8 protein-coding genes are annotated in these 14,208 nt (G+C 41.5%); 1 reads left to right on the forward strand and 7 read right to left on the reverse strand.

Annotated elements, in window-relative coordinates:
* Positions 1-15: 15 nt before the first annotated feature.
* Genes ACPUYX_RS15810 through glgB form a run of 6 tightly spaced genes read right to left on the reverse strand, consistent with a single transcriptional unit; the run spans position 16 to position 11,814 of the window.
* The gene (locus ACPUYX_RS15810; RefSeq protein ID WP_426380598.1) at positions 16-3,540 is read right to left on the reverse strand and encodes a bifunctional glycogen debranching protein GlgX/4-alpha-glucanotransferase; all 3,525 of its coding nucleotides are present in this window, start codon (positions 3,538-3,540) and stop codon (positions 16-18) included.
* A gap of 56 nt (positions 3,541-3,596) precedes the next feature.
* Complete coding sequence (gene glgA, locus ACPUYX_RS15815) at positions 3,597-5,039, reverse strand: glycogen synthase GlgA (protein WP_426380599.1); 1,443 nt, start codon at positions 5,037-5,039, stop codon at positions 3,597-3,599.
* A gap of 21 nt (positions 5,040-5,060) precedes the next feature.
* Positions 5,061-6,197: a glucose-1-phosphate adenylyltransferase subunit GlgD gene (glgD, locus tag ACPUYX_RS15820; protein ID WP_426380600.1), complete on the reverse strand. Its 1,137-nt coding sequence runs from the start codon at positions 6,195-6,197 to the stop codon at positions 5,061-5,063.
* 24 nt (positions 6,198-6,221) lie between these two features.
* Positions 6,222-7,415 (reverse strand): glucose-1-phosphate adenylyltransferase, encoded by a 1,194-nt coding sequence (locus ACPUYX_RS15825; protein WP_426380601.1) that lies wholly within the window; start codon positions 7,413-7,415, stop codon positions 6,222-6,224.
* A 44-nt stretch (positions 7,416-7,459) separates the two neighbouring features.
* Complete coding sequence (locus ACPUYX_RS15830) at positions 7,460-9,907, reverse strand: glycogen/starch/alpha-glucan phosphorylase (protein WP_426380602.1); 2,448 nt, start codon at positions 9,905-9,907, stop codon at positions 7,460-7,462.
* Positions 9,841-11,814 carry a 1,4-alpha-glucan branching protein GlgB gene (gene glgB / locus ACPUYX_RS15835; RefSeq protein WP_426380603.1) on the reverse strand — a complete coding sequence of 658 codons (1,974 nt, stop codon included), beginning with the start codon at positions 11,812-11,814 and terminating at the stop codon, positions 9,841-9,843. The genes ACPUYX_RS15830 and glgB overlap by 67 nt, the downstream gene beginning before the upstream one ends.
* A gap of 411 nt (positions 11,815-12,225) precedes the next feature.
* Between glgB and ACPUYX_RS15840 the strand changes: the two genes are divergently transcribed.
* Complete coding sequence (locus ACPUYX_RS15840) at positions 12,226-13,503, forward strand: S1C family serine protease (protein WP_426380604.1); 1,278 nt, start codon at positions 12,226-12,228, stop codon at positions 13,501-13,503.
* 231 nt (positions 13,504-13,734) lie between these two features.
* Here the strand turns inward: ACPUYX_RS15840 and ACPUYX_RS15845 are convergent, their stop codons facing one another.
* A complete protein-coding gene (locus ACPUYX_RS15845) occupies positions 13,735-14,106 on the reverse strand; it encodes a L,D-transpeptidase (RefSeq protein WP_426380688.1) in 372 nt (123 codons plus the stop codon).
* Between the last annotated feature and the right edge of the window lie 102 nt (positions 14,107-14,208).

Raw genomic sequence — 14,208 nt, forward strand, 5'->3', positions numbered from 1 at the left:
TTTTATTATCGAGACTTACCTTTGTGCATTTCTGGCCAAAGACTGAAGCCAGGTCTTCACCTCTGTTGTCAGCAAATTTTTGTTTAATGTCCAGCACCAATTCCCTCCAACAGTCCCAGGGACATTCATTCTGGCTTTCGAATCAAGTCCCAATACATCTTGCATTGGGGTAATAACCCAAGCGGCCTGACTCATATATAACTTTTCAATAAGCTTACGGCACGCTCTTTTTAGCTCTTCCTCCTGATATTTCTCATTTTCTAATTCCTGATCGCAGTCAGATTCCTCGCCATTGCTACTCATCGTTGATTTGTACCATCCCAACAAAGTATCGTTGTCGTGGGTACCAGAGTAGTAAACAATATTCGTGTCGCCTTCGGAGTCAATGTCCTCAAGAGAAGTGAATTGGAGCACCTTCATGCCTGGAAACCCAAAAATCTTTTTTAAAATAGTGACTTCCGTTGTTATAATCCCCAGGTCCTCTGCTATAAAAGGCAGTTCTCCAAATCTTTCCGCCAGACTCTCGAAAAACCGTTTTCCAGGTCCCTTCATCCAATGACCATGGATTGCTGTTTCTTCCTTAACATCGATCTCCCAATAGGATTCAAAGCCGCGGAAGTGATCAAGACGTACATAATCAAAAAGCCGAAGGGCGAGCTCTATTCGTTTCTTCCACCAAACATAATCCTGAGCAGCCAAAGCATCCCAATCATAGACGGGATTTCCCCATAATTGACCGGTCTCACTAAAATAATCGGGAGGAACGCCTGCCACTTTTATAGGGGACCCACGCTCATCTAACTTGAAGAGTTTGCGGTTTACCCAGATATCGCAGCTGTCACCGGCAACAAACAGGGGAATATCCCCGATTAATTTTACATGCTTAGCTGCCGCATATTCCTTCAGAGACCGCCACTGGAAATAAAACGTATACTGGACAAACCGCTGAAATTCTATGTCTTCTTCGAGCAGCTGAGAACACTCCGCAAGTTTTGCCGGATTGCGGCAAGCTATTTCCGGTTCCCATTCATACCAGGCCATACCTGGAAAATATGCCTTTAAGGCACGGTAGAGAGCGTAGTCATCCAGCCATTCCCGGTTATCCCTTAGAAACCTGACATAGTTCTGACGGGAAAGATACTTAGAGTCCAGCCCATAGTATTCCGGGGCAGTTTTTTGAACCTGAACTCTAAAGGCCTTAAAGGCTTCACGGAGACAAGATTCTTTAAACCTTTCCGGAGATTGCAGGCCTTGAGAAAACGTTTTAAGCGCTGACTCCTGCAGGAGCCCCTCTCGGATTAAGAGTTCCAGACTGATCAACCTAGAGTTTCCGGCGAAAGCGGAATCACTTTGATAGGGAGAATCCCCTAAGCCTACCGGATTCAACGGCAGGACCTGCCATAACGATTGCCCTGTATCCACTAAAAAATCAATAAAGCCATAAGCCTCTGCTCCAAAATCTCCGCTTCCGCTGCCAAAATCAGAGGGCAAAGAACTTATAGGCATTAAAACCCCGCAAGCACGAGAAAAATCATGCTGGGGAAAAGACAACCAGCTCTGTTTCTTTAACAGAACTAACGCGGATAAAGGAGCCAGTTTTATGGTCTGAGGATTTTTAGCCTCTTCTCCGTCGAGAGTCTCACCACTGAGTAAATTGATGCAAGAAGGGTTCAATTTATAATCAGCTGAAGAATTAAGATCTAAGGCTATCTCCCTTGACTGTATAAGGCTGCTATTAACCATAACTGTAATTTCCTCGTCTCTCCAGAACCGTCGAAATCCATAAATATCCGGTTCCAGAAAGAAGGAATGAAAATCACCGGCTTGAAAAACCTCATATTCACGGCGCAAGCCGATAACCTTTTTATACCAAGTTAAGATTTCTTTGTCTTCTTGTCCCCAGGGAAATGTCCCGCGATTGTAAGGATCGCTATACCCTTCCATTCCGGCTTCGTCTCCGTAGTAAATACAAGGAACACCCGGGAAGGTCATTTGAATTAGGGTGAGAAGTTTCAATCTCTGTACCGCCAGCCGCCGAGCTCCTGCCGCAAGCTTATAGGTGCGTTTTTGGGTTTCTGTTAATGTCTCTTCAGGAGGAGCCTCTCCTAAAAGAGTCAGAATACGTTCGCGGTCATGGCTTCCGATAAGGTTCATCGCCCCACTAAAATTCTCCCAGGGGTAGTTTTCCAACAAACTCATCACACGCTGATGCACCATGCCAGAACTGAGTTTGCCGAGAATATAGTTGAGAGCAATATCCCGAAAAGGATAATTCATCGTTGCATCCAACTCATAACCCCAAAAATACTGGCGCCATTGACCATAGCTCTGTTTATTTGAGGCATCTTCCCATACTTCTCCGATAAGGACCGCCTCGGGATTCATAGTTTTCATCAATTTCCTAAATTTCCGGATAAATTCATCCGGCAGCTCATCCGCAACATCGAGCCTCCAACCGGCAATCCCTTTTTTCATCCACTTCTGAAGGACCCCGCTGTCGGCGTCAAAGATAAAGTTTTGATAAGAAGGTTCCAATTCATTCACTTCCGGCAGCGCGTCAACATTCCACCATCCCTTATAGTCCTTGCTGCTGCCCTTAAATCGATACCACTTATAATAAGGGGAATCTTCAGATTGATAAGCACCCAAATTTGGGTAATTGCCATAGCGATTGAAGTAAATACTGTCACTCCCTGTATGGCTGAACACGCCATCTATGATGAGTGAAATACCATATTTCCTCGCTTCGAGGACTAGCTGCTCAAAGAGTTCTTCATCTCCGTACATAGGATCAATCCTATGATAATCGGCTGTATCGTATTTATGATTACTCGGAGCATCAAATAGGGGATTAAAGTAAATAACGCTGATGCCCAATTCCTGAAGATAAGGCAGCTTTTTTATAACGCCTACCAAGCTGCCGCCAAAAAAGTCCCAATGAGTTACTCTGCCCTCTTCGTCTTTGACATAGATAGGAGGCTCATACCAATTGGCATGAATTAGGGCATTTTTTCTGGGATAGGGAGGAAAGCCTTCGTCATGGGCCTGGTAAAAACGGTCGACGTAAATCTGATACATAATGCCTTTTTGGTACCACTCAGGAACTTTCAGGGGATGATAAACCGTCACTTGGTAAGAAGGGGGCTCGTGATCTTCAAGCTGACCCTCGCCTCCCAATCTTCGGGAATTGCCATAAAAGTAACATTGGCCTCCGACGAAAAACTTAAAATAATACCAAATAAGTCCAGGTACATCGGGAACCTCATATTCTGTTTCAAATACCACCCTTTGTTCAGAACCCTTTATAGCACCGGCAGCAGGAAATAACTTTTCGCCGCCCTTTTCCAAAATCTCAACAGATTTTACATCCATCAGAATTAAATGTTCCTGTTCCTTCTCCCAAACTCTAAAGAAACAGTCCTCAACAGGCATAACCGAACATATTTCCAGGCGCAAAAGAATTGTCTGCCCACAGGTTACAGCTCCAAAAGGAGCGCGAAAGTATAACTTATGGGAGTTGTGATAGGCGAAAAGTTCCATTTCAACTCTCCTAGGAAGATTTTTAGAATTCTTTCACCTAAAGCCTTAAATAAGTTTTAGGCTTTTAGCCTAATAAGAGACTCGTATAGATTAAGATAGGCAGAGGCTGAAGAATCCCAACTGAAATCACAAGTCATGGCACTTTTTTGCAATCGGGCCCAAGCAGTTCTATCGGAGTCATAGATTTTTACTGCCCGCTGAACGGCAAACAGTAATTCATGAGCATTATAATTGGCAAAACTAAAGCCGTTGCCTTCACCCGTGTATTCATTAAAGGGAATCACTGTATCCTTTAATCCTCCTGTTTCACGCACGATGGGAATTGTTCCATAATGCATGGCAATCATTTGTGATATACCACAAGGTTCAAAAAGTGACGGCATTAATAAAATGTCGATTCCAGCATAGATTTTGTGAGCAAATTGATCGTTGAATTCTCTTCTGAAGACAAACTTATCAGGATATTTCTCGGCAAATGTTTGCAATTTCTCTTCATAACGTTTATCCCCTGTCCCAAGGATAACCAGTTGTACGTCAAGCATCAGGATTTCTTCCATAATAAAACAGAGAAGATCCAGCCCTTTCTGGTCAACTAGACGGCTTACCATCCCCAGAAGCGGTAAATTTCCCCTTTCGGGAAGTCCTAAGCAATGCAGCAAATCCTTTTTATTCAGGTCCTTAGCTTTAGGAGAAGAACCATAAGGGGAAGAAATCAGAGAATCTGTGTAAGGATCATAAACCTGATAATCAATGCCATTGAGAATACCAAGCAATAAATCTTTGCGTTTCTGAATAATCCCTTCTAACCGCTCTCCATAAAAAGAATATTGAATTTCCCGAGCATAGGTCGGACTTACAGTTGTAATTCGGTCGGCATAAAGCAGTCCTGCTTTCATGAAATTAACCTTACCATTAAACTCCAACTTTTCCTCTGTAAAATACTTTTCATTAAGGCCAATTATATCCGTCAAAACTTCTTTAGGAAAAACTCCTTGATACTTAAGATTGTGAATCGTAAATACCGTCTTAAGTGAGTAATATAGAGGTTCTTTAACATAAAACTCCTTTTGCAGCAAGGGAATAAGCGCCGTATGCCAGTCATGACAATGAATGATATCAGGCTTAAATTCCGGCAGATGAGTCAGACTTTCCAACACAGCACGTGAAAAGAAAGCATATTGTTCTGCCTCATCGTATTCTCCATAAACATTACTTCGCTTAAAATAATACTCATTGTCGATAAAGTAGAAGCGGACTCCTTTATAGGTGAATTCTTCAAGGCCGCAATATTGTCTGCGCCATGCTAAAGGAACGTAAAAATGATTAATCTTCTGAAACTGTTTGCGGAAATCCTCAGGGATAATACTATACTTTGGCATAATGACACGAACGTCAGCGCCTTGTCTTTGCAAGGCACTTGGCAGAGAACCTCCTACTTCACCCAAACCACCGGTTTTGACAAAGGGATCTGCCTCAGCAATAGCAAAAACGATTTTCATAGTACCCCTCTTTTCTCAAGCCTAGACCAAAGACCCTTTAAGGACGACCAAGGGAGAACTTTTATTTCCTTTTAATATATTCCCTGGAAAAACCTGAACAAATTTATCCAGTATGACATGATCTAATCTTGAACCACTGGAAACTTTACATTTCTGCATGATAATACTGTTGCTTATGCTGGCTCCGTCTTCAACAATCACTTCGCGTGATAAGATTGAATTACGGACCTCTCCTTCAATAATACATCCACTGGAAATTAGTGAATTTGCTATGATTGCTTGATTGCCATGCTTCGTGGGAGGATTGTCCACAATTTTAGTGTGAATTCGATCATGTCCCATGAGTACTTCCCGGCAAATTATCGGATCAAGTAATTCCATGCTCCGATCAAAATAATCTTTTACTGAATTTATCACTCCGAAATAGCCAGTAAAAGGAACTCCAATAATTTTTAAGGTGCGTATATTTTCACGTATTGCTTCGATTAGATTTATACCTTCAATGGAGCGATATCCATCAACAATTTCCAGAAGGAGCGTTCGCCGAATAATCAACATATCTAAAAAATAGTTCTGCTTTCGCGGCCAAGTTATTGTTGAGTTCGTGTCACTCACATCCAGGATGTCAAGAACATCTTGATTATCAGAGATAACAAGACGTTCTTTTCCCTTCATAGCTGAGAGATCTGTGCTTTCTTTATATATCAACGTTACATCGGCTTTCTCATTTCTGTGTTTTTCTAATGCTTCATTATAATTGATATTAAAAATATGATTACAGCCGCTGATAATTATATTTTCAGATAAGTCCTTCTGCAGATATTCAATATTCAACTGTAAGTCTTTTAGCCGGAATTTTCCGTTTTCCCCTGATAGTCCATGAATGGCTCCAGGTAAAATAAACAATCCTCCTGACTTACGATCCAAAAACCAATCTTTGCCGGCACCCAAATGATCCAGAATCGACCTATAATGGCGGGGGGTAATTAACCCGATTGTCCATAAGCCGGAATTAACCATACTTGATAGTGCAAAATCCAAAATTCTATAACGTCCTCCGAAGGGGACCGCCGCGATCGACCTCTCGGAAGTTAACCCTCTGAGACTAAGGCTATCAGAACCATTATTTCCAAATAGGATTCCAATGGCATTTTGCATCTGCTACCCTCCCCTCGACAAATTTTAGCGGGTTGAATACAGATTACTGCCCGCATAAATGACAGAGCCTTTTCCAAGGACGTAATGATCCTCTATTACTGTAATTCCTGCCTGGTGCACAACGGAATCCTCTTCAATTCCGATTGAACAATAACTCATTATTTTGGCATTTTCACCGACAATTGTTTTATTGATTTTTGCATGACCACTGACCCTGGCATGGGGCAATAAAATAGAATTTTTTATACTGGCCCCTTCCCCGACATAGGCTCCGGGAGCTAAAACTGAATAGCTGACATCTCCTAACACCACACAACCATTACTGATAAGACTGTTATTAATTCTTGCTTTCGGGCCAATATACTGCGGCGGCAAAATATCTTCATTGGAAAAAACCCTTTGAGCGGGGTCAAAGAGATTAATGGCCTCATCTCCCTCCAGAAATTCCATATTAGCATTGTAGTAACTTTCGATGGTGCCCACATCTCTCCAATAGCCTTGAAACTTATAGGCATACAATTTTCTTCCTAATTCAATTTGTTTAGGGATAATATTTTTTCCGAAATCATTTTCGGATGTTTGATCCTGTTCATCCTCAAGCAATGCTTGCTTGAGAATTGGCCAGTTGAAAATATAGATTCCCATAGATGCCAGATTGCTATCAGGATTCGCAATTTTTTCAGTAAACTTTATTATCCTGCCTTCTTTATTAAGAGACACAATACCAAAACGTGAAACTTCCTCCCAAGGAACTTCAATCGTGGAAATTGTAATTTCCGATCCTTTTTCTTTATGATAATTGAGCATAGAGAGATAATTCATTTTATAAATATGATCTCCTGAGATAATAAGCACATAGTCTGGATCAAAAAAGTCAATAAATTTTAAATTTTGAAAAATGGCATTGGCAGTCCCTTTATACCAGCTTAATTCGTGTTCCCCCACGAAGGGAGGCAAAATATGGACACCACCGAAGGGGTTGTCAAGATTCCAGGCAGAACCCAGGCCGATATAGGAATTAAGCAGGAAGGGCTTATATTGAGTGAGAACCCCTACAGTATTGATGTTGGAATTTGCGCAATTACTTAAACTAAAATCAATAATTCGGTACTTGCCACAAAATGAGACCGCGGGTTTAGCAATATTACGCGTCAAACTCCCTAATCTGCTCCCCTGCCCTCCTGCCAAAAGCATTGCAATACACTCTTGCTTATGCATATTTTCACCTTTCTCTCTTCTTCCTGCATTTACGAATCGTCTACTTAATGCTTATCCTTAAAATGGGAGTTGATAGGGCGAAAACTAGTCTTCCATATTTGATCTGCGTACTCTCTGATGGTACGATCGCTTGAGAAAACACCCGATTTGGCGATATTAACCAGTGACATCTCTGTCCAATGTTTTCGATCAGAGTAGGCAGATTGTAGCTGCTTATATGCTTCAAGGTAATCCGCAAAATCCCTTAAAATAAAATAGTCATCATTATAAAGCAAAAGAGAATCAAAGATAACCCTAAATTCTTCGCCGGCTGTTTCAAAAAAACCGTTGACCAGTTGATCAACACAACGTCTTAGATCCTGATTTGAATAATAGAGATCTAAAGACTTATAGCCTCCTTCACGGTAATAGCGTAAAACTTCGTCTGCCGATAAGCCGAAAATAAAAAGATTGTTTTCACCTACTGCTTCCTTTATCTCTACATTTGCACCATCTAATGTGCCGATCGTGATTGCGCCATTCATCATAAACTTCATATTCCCTGTTCCTGAAGCCTCTTTGCTCGCCGTAGAAATCTGTTCACTGACATCGGCAGCTGGATATATTAGTTCACCTAAAGAAACATTGAAATTTTCTATAAAAATGACCTTAAGTTTTTCTCTAACTCTTGGTTCCTTGTGAATTTTTTCAGCCAATGTATTTATGAGTTTAATAATAGTTTTAGCATAATGATAGCCCGGAGCTGCTTTACCACCGAAAATAATAGTTTGCGAACCGAGCACGGTATTTGAATCTTCTTGAATTTGATTAAATAAATGCATTATTTTTAAAATGTTAAGAAGCTGCCGTTTATAGGCATGGATCCGTTTTACTTGAACATCAAACATCGAGAAGCAATCGAGCTCAATTCCTTGAGTTTTTTTAACACATTGAAGCAACCGCATTTTATTATGATATTTTGCCTCCGCAATCTTCTCTAAGAAACTTGCATCCTCCTTATAAATCAGGAGGTTTTCTAATTCCTCAGCGTTCTTCTTCCAAGTCGGGCCAATAACCTCAGTAATTAGATCTGACAAGACCGGATTGGCTGTTAAGAGAAATCTTCGATGATTGACACCATTTGTCTTGTTATTAAACTTATAGCTAAAAATCCTGTAGTAGTCTTTAAATACCTGTTGCTTAAGAATTTTAGTGTGCAACGAAGCGACTCCGTTGACAGAGGAACTGCCAATAACCGCCAGGTTAGCCATCTGAATATGATCATCCTTGATTATCTGGGTATTCTGGATGATCTTCCGATCATCTAAGAATCTTTTAGCGCTGCGTTCCTTAAATCGTCGGTCAATTTCTTCAATTATCATATAAATTCTTGGCAAAAGATTTTTAAATAATGTTACCGGCCACTTTTCTAAGGCCTCTGGCATAATGGTATGGTTGGTAAAGGAAGTGGAATTTACAGTAATGTTCCAAGCCTGGTCCCATCCCAAACCCTCCTCATCGATCAGAATCCGCATTAATTCGGGGATACACAACACCGGATGAGTGTCATTAATGTGAATTGACACCCAGCGAGGGAATTCAGCCAAGGATAGATTTCGTTTTTTAAAGCTTCTCATAATCGACCCTAATCCCGCTGCCACAAAAAAGTATTCCTGTTTCAGTCTTAATTCTTTTCCTGAACGACTGCTGTCATCGGGATAAAGAATATAAGAAATCGCCTCAACCCCGGATCTTAAACTGACGGCCTGATCGAAATCCCCCCGGTTAAAAGAAGCAAGATCCAACTCATTGCTTAAAGGTTCAGCACTCCATAGTCTGAGATTATTAATATTCAAAGGATTATCGTAGCTTATGACAGGGATATCATAAGGAACCGCCAGAACAGGTTCATAGTGTTCGTGATAAAACACTAATTTCCCCTTCACTACTTCCGTGCGAACGTGACCTTTAAATTTAACGATAATACTTTTTTCGGCTCGGCGAATCTCCCAAGGATAATCGTTTTTTAACCAATTATCCGCCACCTCTGTTTGAAAACCGTTTCTGATCTTTTGCTCAAACAACCCGTATTTATAGCGAATACCGTTGCCATGGCCTGCTATTCCTCCAAAAGCCATAGAATCTAAAAAACACGCGGCCAATCTTCCCAGACCGCCGTTTCCAAGTCCGGGGTCTGCTTCCTGTTCCAGTAACTCATCAAGATCAATGTGCAATTCCGCTAAACCTTCTCTAACCAATTCTTCGACGCCCATATTGACTAAATAATAACGGAGAAGTTTGCCGATTAGAAACTCCATGGAAAAATAATAAACTTGTTTGGTGTACAGTGTGGAATTCTTAGTTAACGCTCTGTTAAAGCTTATCGTTTCTTTTAACATTAAAACCAACGTTTTGTATTTGTCCCATAAGGAACTTTCATCTAGAGTTATACCTTCCGTTTCACTGATTTTGGTAAGGTATGCCAGTTTGAAATTATCTTTGTTGGTAAACATGCAACGCCCCCCCGCCTTAATTTGTATTTATACTGAGGTTTTAATATGATAGTTGCTAACGGAGGAACTTTAATTCTTAAAGAGAATGTCCTGCCATGCCATCGAATCCTCTCAGTAACCTTAGGGGCAGTATTATTCAAACAGCCTGAACCGCCAAAAATTTCCTGATCTGAATTAAACAATTCTTGATAGATCCCCCTTTGAGGAACCCCTAGGCGAAAATTCCGATAGGCAACAGGCTGAAAATTGATAATTATAATAAGAAAGTCCTTAGGATCTTTCCCCCGGCGACAGAAAATCAAGATACTTTGGTTCCTGTTATCCGCATCGATCCATTCAAAGCCTGACCATTCATGGTCATTTTCCCAGAAAGCCTTTTCACGCTGATAAAGCTTATTGAAGTGTTTAATATATTCCTGAAACTTTTTGTGCATCTCATAATCTAAAAGCAGCCAATCCAGTTCTGCATCATAGCGCCACTCTATGAACTGAGCCAATTCACCTCCCATAAACATTAACTTCTTTCCTGGATGTCCCATCTGGTAACTTATTAAATTTCTTAAACCGGCAAATTTCTGCCAATAATCACCGGGCATTTTATCAAGAAGGGACTGTTTCCCATGAACTACTTCGTCATGAGAAAGAGGCAAAACGTAATTCTCGGAAAAGGCATAGGTTAAGGAAAAGTTTAACAAGTTATGGTTATCTTTACGGCAGGCGAATTCCCGCTGCATATAACGAAGGGTATCGTTCATCCACCCCATATTCCATTTGAAGTTATAGCCTAAGCCATGGACATAGGTCGGATAGGACACTAAGGGCCAATCAGTCGACTCTTCGGCAGCCATGAGGACCCCGGGAAAGTCCTGAAACACAACTTCATTTAACCTCTGCATAAATGCGATTGCTTCCAGATTTTCTCGTCCCCCCTGAATGTTGCGCTCCCAGCCTTTATCCGGTTTTTCAAAATCGAGATAAAGCATACTACTAACCCCGTCGATTCGAAGTCCATCAATATGAAACTTATCAAACCAAAAAATTGCATTCGAAATAAGAAAACTCCAGACTTCAGGTTTCGAAAAATTAAAGGTATAAGTCCCCCATTTTCCATGTTCATCTTTTTCATAAACCGAGGACCCATTGAATTTACCCAAACCATGACCGTCCTTGCAAAAATGTCCGGGCACCCAGTCCAAAATAACTCCAATCCCCGCTCGATGACAGCAATCAACAAAATACATAAAGTCATGAGGTGTTCCAAAGCGACTTGTGCAGGAATAATATCCGGTGATTTGATAACCCCAGGAACCATCATAGGGATGCTCCATCAGCGGCATAAATTCAATGTGGGTATAGCCCATCTCCAAAATGTAACGTATCAGTTCATCAGTAAAATCCAGCCAATGATAAAAACCGCCATCCCTTTTTCGGTGCCAGGAACCGGCATGGACTTCATAGATCAGCAGAGGTTTATCTTGGGGATGACTCTTTACCCGGCTCGCTATCCAATGTTGATCCCGCCAATGATATCCCTCCAGAGAGTATAGTTTCGAGGCAGTTAACGGCCTAAGTTCAGAATAAAAGGCAAAAGGGTCTGATTTCAGGAACACTTCGTCATTCTTAGTCTGAATTGCGAATTTATATAACCCGGTAAGTTTCTCGGGAATGAAAAGTGTCCACACGCCGGTATCTCCGGTTTCAATCATCCAATCCTGTTTGGCCTTCCAGCCATTAAAATCTCCGGCAACAGAAACTGACTTAGCTTCCGGTACCCAAACTGCAAAGTAGGTACCAAGCACCCCATTATCCTCAATAATATGGGCTCCAAACTTTGTATAGGCATTATGAAGCTCTCCCCGGCTAAATAAATGAATTTCCTCTAAATTTAGAAAAACCGACTCTTTCATAGATCACAACCTATCAGTCTCATAGTCTATTATCTAAATAAGATGTATTCCGCAAGTTGAAAAATAGTAGTTACTTTTTAATGTGAAAATAGTCTCAAAAATCCGAAAACCGTTCTTGCCTTTAGCCTAATATTGTTAAAAATGGATGTCTATAGGATGGATGATTATTAACAATTAATTCTTTAAATCATTAGCACAACATTAAACAACAGGCTGAAAACCATCTCTTCACACATTCTCAACTTAAACTCCAAAAAAACTTCACATTTTGTACCATTTTGCTTCACAACTTTGAGTTATCCTTGAGAAGTACTCGGAAGAAACTTTGTATCATCGAACCAAAATAGAGGACTATCACTTTAGGGCGCTCTCAGACGATATAATTTCAATTCTAATAGGAGGCATTCAACCATGGATGAAGAAATTCGCTTAACAAAGACAGATGAGACAGAACAGGCACAACCTGAGAAACAGCCTGGCGAAAGCTCAATTCTTAATCAAGATTTTAACTCGTACCAAAATTTTAATTCACAATTTGCTCCACCCCCACTCAAGAAAAAATCGACCAAAAAATTTGTTGCTACGGCTGGCCTTTGTGTTATGAGTGCCATCATTGGAGCTCTCTCAGCCGTAGCCGTCGTTCCGGCAATTTACCCCACAAATGCCCTATCGACTACTGCTGCCGCCAAAACAACAAGCTCCATAGCCCAAGTTTCTACTTCTTCCGCCTCTGCTTCCAGTCAAACAAATTTTCCCGTTGCTGAAATCGCCAAAGAGGTTGGCCCAGCTGTGGTAGGAGTTTCAAATTTTCAATCCACGCAAAATGTCTTCGGCGGCAGTTCGAACCTCCAGGAAGCCGGCAGCGGTTCAGGATTCATTATCGATGCCCAAAAGGGATATATTGTTACCAATAATCACGTCATTGACGGCGCACAGAAAATCACAGTCAGCTTAAGCGATGGCCGCAATCTTGACGCCAAGGTTGTAGGCGCTGATCCGCGTACAGACCTGGCTGTTTTACAGATCTCAGACACTAAGAACTTAACTGCCGTCAAGCTTGGGGATTCCAGCAAGCTTCAAGTCGGAGAACCCGTAGTTGCCATCGGAAATCCCGGGGGCGCTGAATTTGCCCGTTCTGTAACAACAGGTGTTGTTTCGGCGACCGACCGTACCCTTGATATCCAAGGAGAATCCAGCTTCAATCTTATTCAAACAGATGCGGCGATCAACCCCGGAAACAGCGGCGGACCGCTTGTCGATTACCAAGGGAACGTTATAGGCATTAATTCTGCCAAATACGCTGAATCCGGCTTCGAAGGGATGGGCTTCTCAATCCCTATTTCAGATGCACTGCCGACAATACAGCAATTGATTAAAACTGGTGTAGCAACACATCCCGCTCTTTTAGTAACAACAAACGACCAATACCTCTCTTACGCCCAAGACAACAACCTCCCTCTTGGAGCCTATATATCCGCTGTAACTCCCAATGGCCCTGCCGATAAAGCTGGAATCGTCAAAGGGGATGTCATTACAAAGATCAATGATGCTCAAGTTCAAAGCTCTTCTGACCTTGTTCACGATCTCTATCAATACTCTGTCGGAAGCAAAATATCAATAACTTTCGTTCGCGATGGAAAAACAAAAACTGTTCAGGCAACTCTTGGTGAAATTTCCTCAAATCAATAGTGAAATCGTTCAGCTAAAGCTGAACATCGGGATAAATCAATAAGTTTACTCCGCGATAAGGTCTGGCAAGGAGCCGTGTTTCACGAACTTTTTATTCGAGAAACATCGGCTCCTTGCCTTTTTGCCCTTACCCACCCCAGTGATAAAATGTCCATTAGGGCCCAAACAGAGAGCTGGAGGATTGCTCGGAGTCTTGGGCACATTTGGGCTCTTGAAAATATTGACATTAGTTTACAATGGAGTTAAGGTATAAAGGTCTTCCATTTGAGGATAACTTAAGCGAATACAACCAATACTTTCGGGAAAGTTTGTGCCGCGAATGGCAAAACTTGGATCTGACAATTCCATAGCCCCTGTGCCATAACCATTGTCCGCCTTACTGACCCTCTTGTCCGGGTTGGCGATTCTTCTGGAAATCCATAAATTCCCTTCTGGTGTTAGGTTGTTTTTCCCTAAAGCTACAGTGTAGCTTCGTATTGTCTTATCTCCTGACATAACCATGAGCTCATGGTTTAGCTTATTAATGTTAATCTGTATCGGCGCAAAGGGAAAATCGATACCCTTAGTAATAGCTGGCTTTAGTGCTTGTCTTACTGCGGAAATTAAATCCGTTTCAGGTGAGACCCCACATCCCGCTGATCTTCATCTTGCGACCACTAATTTGCCGTCAGTGGGATTCTTTTCGTAATCTTGTTTTAAAGTTTC

It is taken from the genome of Desulfosporosinus sp. SYSU MS00001, from assembly GCF_049943955.1.
In the GTDB taxonomy this organism is placed as follows: Bacteria; Bacillota; Desulfitobacteriia; order Desulfitobacteriales; family Desulfitobacteriaceae; genus Desulfosporosinus.

Excerpts from the sequence above, each read along its gene's own strand:
- ACPUYX_RS15810 (WP_426380598.1), bottom strand. The coding sequence starts at position 3,540 with ATGGAACTTTTCGCCTATCACAACTCCCATAAGTTATACTTTCGCGCT.
- glgA (WP_426380599.1), bottom strand. The coding sequence starts at position 5,039 with ATGAAAATCGTTTTTGCTATTGCTGAGGCAGATCCCTTTGTCAAAACC.
- glgD (WP_426380600.1), bottom strand. The coding sequence starts at position 6,197 with ATGCAAAATGCCATTGGAATCCTATTTGGAAATAATGGTTCTGATAGC.
- ACPUYX_RS15825 (WP_426380601.1), bottom strand. The coding sequence starts at position 7,415 with ATGCATAAGCAAGAGTGTATTGCAATGCTTTTGGCAGGAGGGCAGGGG.
- ACPUYX_RS15830 (WP_426380602.1), bottom strand. The coding sequence starts at position 9,907 with ATGTTTACCAACAAAGATAATTTCAAACTGGCATACCTTACCAAAATC.
- glgB (WP_426380603.1), bottom strand. The coding sequence starts at position 11,814 with ATGAAAGAGTCGGTTTTTCTAAATTTAGAGGAAATTCATTTATTTAGC.
- ACPUYX_RS15840 (WP_426380604.1), top strand. The coding sequence starts at position 12,226 with ATGGATGAAGAAATTCGCTTAACAAAGACAGATGAGACAGAACAGGCA.